At 57.5% G+C, this 3,730-nt stretch carries 4 protein-coding genes and 1 pseudogene; all 5 read left to right on the forward strand.

All coding sequences use genetic code 11. The annotated features are described in order from the left end of the window. On the forward strand, positions 1–104 hold a 104-nt coding region (locus tag C5L12_RS27435; RefSeq protein WP_157949143.1), incomplete at its 5' end, for a transposase domain-containing protein. A 337-nt stretch (positions 105–441) separates the two neighbouring features. Continuing rightward, a complete protein-coding gene (locus C5L12_RS27440; RefSeq protein ID WP_105375137.1) occupies positions 442–813 on the forward strand; it encodes an ADP-ribosylation/crystallin J1 in 372 nt (123 codons plus the stop codon). Positions 814–1,365: 552 nt separating this feature from the next. Continuing rightward, entirely contained in the window at positions 1,366–1,713 is a 348-nt protein-coding gene (locus tag C5L12_RS29115; protein WP_280952555.1) for a transposase, read from the forward strand. A gap of 23 nt (positions 1,714–1,736) precedes the next feature. Next, positions 1,737–2,054, forward strand: coding sequence for an IS66 family insertion sequence element accessory protein TnpB (tnpB, locus tag C5L12_RS27455; protein WP_157949144.1), 318 nt, complete (start codon positions 1,737–1,739; stop codon positions 2,052–2,054). Between the two features lie 73 nt (positions 2,055–2,127). After that, positions 2,128–3,523 (forward strand): annotated as a pseudogene (gene tnpC / locus C5L12_RS27460) (IS66 family transposase); the annotation flags it as partial. Positions 3,524–3,730 lie beyond the last annotated feature (207 nt).

The raw sequence follows: 3,730 nt of genomic DNA on the forward strand, positions 1-3,730 counted from the left end.
ACGTCAATCCGCAGGCCTGGCTCACCCACACCCTCGAGCGCATCGCCAACGGCTGGCCCAGCAGCGATCTCGATGCACTCATGCCGTGGAATTACGCGCGCTGAACGGCCTCAGCTTGCCGCTTACCAAAATCGCGCCGAGGGTCAAAAATCGGATTGGGCAGTCATTGGCTCTCCGTGTTGACGACTGTTCGGAGCCCTTGCGCATTGTTTTGAAACGCTTGCGGATTCGGTTCGAAGAAGAGGACGGCTTCTTTATTATCTACGGACATGCATCTCGCTAAGAGGTATGCCGATGTGTTTGAGATAACAGCTCCAGGCATAAAGCTGCCCTGCGCCCATAACTGCGTTTGCTGGCGGCAACTTTTGCGCCAGAACCACACTATTGGAACAGGTTGAACCGAGTAGAGCAACTGGATCAAATTTTTCATGGAAAATAGCGATGGAAACTGTAACTCTTTGGCGACCCGTAGGTCCAATTGAATTGGACTTGATAAAGCAGAGCGGCATGAGAGCATTTCCACCTCGACTGCCTGACCAACCCATCTTCTATCCGGTTCTTTCTGAGGATTATGCTATCCGGATCGCCAGGGATTGGAATGTCAGCCGGGACGGCGCTGGTTATGTGACATGTTTCAAAGTTCTAAGCACTTTTCTCGCTGCCTACGCTCCGCAAGATGCAGGTGGCCAGGCGTTGCGGGAATATTGGATACCGGCTGAAGACCTTGAAAATTTCAACGCAGCCATTGTGGGAGAAATCGTCGTGACCAAGGCGTTCGAACAAGATCGAACAGGCGTCGACCGCCAATGCTGAAAGGCGGCCCTGGGGCAATTGGCACCAACTCACCTCGGGGTGCAGATGACCAACATTGGGCGCCCCTTGATCGTTCGCTCGTTCAGGGGGGTTCCTCTTGTGAATACGCTGAAGCTTGAGGCGGCGTTACGGTCCGCGATGAATATGACGTTTCGTGGACATGCTTTCTGGGCCTTCTTTACACATGCCACCACGTCAACGGAGCACTCGAACCGTTGCTCCGCGTGAGCATCTGGCGAAGATAGCGTCACCAAGCCGAGAAATGCTGGCAAGAATTTCAAGCTGCCCCCCAAACTGACCAGCCCGCTGGGCTGAACTACGTCATGCTGAAATGGATCAACAGGCCCTGCCATGTGTCAAGCCTGCTTCGACCTCCATGGTCGTCCCCTCTGGCGATAGTATGCGCCGGAACGGGCCTTGATGCAGTTGATTTGGAGCGAGGCTGAACCTAACGTAAGCGGTGCATTGACCCCGTCTGGCGATAGCAAGGCATCGCGCTTTTTCATGTGAGCTCCGGGAATGAGCTTGGTATGAATTGCGATGTCTGAAGCTATGTCCGAACATAGAACGTTCCATACGATCGAAGCCGTTGCGGGTCGCCTGGAGGGCGCGCCGCGAGAGGTTCGACGCTGGTCAGATGAGTTCAAGGCTCAGGCGGTAGCCGAAAGCATGGAGCCGGGTGCGAGCGTTTCGGCGGTGGCAAGGCGCCTAGGGATCGACCCCTCGCAATTGTTCACATGGCGGCGCAATGCCCGACCGAAAGCGGAGGCTGTTGTTGATACGGCTCGGGGCGAAAGCTCTACCGCGGACATCATGATCGGCGACGCAGTGATCCGCGTGAATGTCGGGATCGACGAGCCCCATCTCGTCAGGTTGATCCGCGCGGTGCGGTCTGCATGATCCCCGCTGGTGCGAAGGTCTTTTTGGCCAGTCATCCCGTCGATTTCCGCAAAGGTCCAGATAGCCTTTTGGCGTTGGTGCGTGATGCTGGAAGCGACCCCTTCAATGGCTCGCTCTACGTTTTCCGCGCCAAAAGAGCAGACAGAATAAAGATCGCCTGGTGGGATGGCTCAGGCGTCTGCCTGTATTCGAAGCGGCTCGAAAAAAATCAGTTCGTCTGGCCGAAAATCGGGCCGTCCCGCGTGCAGCTCAATCACGCGCAACTGATGGCGCTGGTCGATGGGATGGACTGGAAGCGCGTGCGCATGGTTGCCGTAAAGCGGCCGGAATTTGTTGGGTAAAGCCCTGCGGCAGAGTGAATCAGGCGGCTGAAACTGAGGGAAGATCTCGCCGAAATATGCTCTACATAAGGGCATGACACCAGCCGATCTCGAGCTTCCTGATGACGTTGATGCGCTGAAAGCCATGATCATGGCGATGGCAGCAAAGGCTGCGCGCGCCGATGTTCTGGAAGACGAAGTTGCTGATCTGAAGGCCCGCAATGCCGACGCGGACGAACAGATCGCCAAGTTGAAGCTAATCCTCAAAGCCTTCAATCGATACCGCTATGGCCGCCGCTCGGAAAGGCAGGGCACGAGCATCGAGGCCGACCTGGACGAACAGGGCGCGTTTGTCTTCGAAGAAATCGACACCGGCATCGCCGCGATCGAGGCGCTGGTTTCCAAGGGCCGAAATCCAGTCGCAGCAAAGCGTGCGCCGCGCCCGCGCAAGGGCTTCCCGCCGCACCTGGAGCGGGTCCATGAGGTCATCGAGCCGGACGAACTGCCCGAACACGCTGGCAAACAGAAGGTCCTGATCGGGGAAGATACCTCCGAGCGGCTTGATGTCATTCCGCCGAAGTTCCGGGTGATCGTCACGCATCGCCCGAAGTATGCCTTCAAGAACGAAGACGGCGTCATCCAGGCCTCAGCCCCGGCGCATATAGTCGAAAGCGGCATTCCGACGGAAGCGCTGCTCGCCTATATCGCGGTCTCCAAATATGGCGACGGGTTGCCACTCTATCGACAGGAGGCGATCTTCCTGCGCGACCATGTCGAAGTCGACCGCGGCATCATGGCGCGATGGATGGGGAAGCTTGGGTTCGAACTCGAGATTCTCGCGGACTACACCTTCAGCCAGATCAAAAGAGGCGAACGAATATTTGCCGACGAGACGACATTGCCGACACTTGTCCCCGGATCGGGGTCGGCAAAGACGGCGTATCTATGGGCGTACGCGCGAGACGATCGACCATTCGGCGGGAGCGGTCCGCCGATGGTGGCCTACCGTTTTGAAGACAGTCGATCCGGCGATTGTGTCGCTCGACATCTGGAAGGCTATCGCGGCATCCTGCAGATCGACGGGTACACTGCCTATAATCGTGTTGCTCGACCTGAGCGCGGAAACGACGGCGCTCTTTTGGCGGAGTGCTGGGCGCATGGTCGCCGTCGGTTTTACGAGCTGCACGCAAACGACAGTTCCAAGGTGGCAACGGCGACAATCGAAAAGATGGGCGCACTTTGGTCGATCGAGGAAAAGGTGCGCGGACAAAGCCCCGATGTTCGCGTTGCCGCCCGTGGAGGCCTCCGCTGCAGTCGTTGCCGATCTCTACAAACTCTGGCAGGACACGCTGCCCCGCATCTCTGGAAAATCAAAGCTCGCCGAAGCAATTCGCTATGCCCTTAGTCGGCGGGAAGCCTTCGAACAGTTCCTCCATGACGGGCGCATCGAGATAGACTCCAACATTGTTGAGCGTGCCATCCGGCCTCAGGGCGGACCTGAGTCATTGTGCACTCCTTCTCTAAGTATCTGTAAACATTGGAAGCGTGTCCGCGTCAGCAAGGCGACACGGGCGCCCCTTTCGCGCTATCGCAGCTCGGAGGGCCTCAGAGTTGAGGTCGCTGGCGCGGATTTGATACGGGGCGCCGGGAACTACCTGCTCGGCAGACAACACGTTCGTCTTGATCAGATGTCGAAT

The organism is Neorhizobium huautlense (genome assembly GCF_002968575.1).
Lineage (GTDB): Bacteria > Pseudomonadota > Alphaproteobacteria > Rhizobiales > Rhizobiaceae > Neorhizobium > Neorhizobium huautlense.

What these genes read in the sequence shown, in the direction of transcription:
- C5L12_RS27440 (WP_105375137.1), top strand. Translation starts at nt 442, where the DNA reads ATGGAAACTGTAACTCTTTGGCGACCCGTAGGTCCAATTGAATTGGAC.
- C5L12_RS29115 (WP_280952555.1), top strand. Translation starts at nt 1,366, where the DNA reads ATGTCCGAACATAGAACGTTCCATACGATCGAAGCCGTTGCGGGTCGC.